Annotated in this window: 1 protein-coding gene; it reads right to left on the bottom strand. The window is 41.7% G+C overall.

The features are described from left to right. Positions 1-230: Tn3 family transposase (locus PL9214_RS29850; RefSeq protein ID WP_139295240.1), on the bottom strand; the 230-nt coding region annotated here is incomplete at both ends.

Here is a 230-nt window from a genome sequence, read left to right as displayed (position 1 = left end):
CTAGCAAGCCGAAGAATCTCATCCCAAGACTCAGAAATCAATTTCACATTAATCTTCCCGCCTAACAGAGGTGACAAAATCTCTTCGGAAGAAGTAGGTTCAAAAGTGTAAAGTTTCTTATCAGGTAAATCGCGCATTCGGGGAGCAAATTTAAAACCCAACAGATGGCACATAGCAAACACCTGCTCAGTATAGCCGCTTGTATCTGTATAATGCTCCTGAATCTGCAA

Origin of the sequence: Planktothrix tepida PCC 9214 (assembly GCF_900009145.1) — a bacterium.
GTDB lineage: Bacteria > Cyanobacteriota > Cyanobacteriia > Cyanobacteriales > Microcoleaceae > Planktothrix > Planktothrix tepida.
This window is presented reverse-complemented; position numbering and strand designations above follow the sequence as displayed.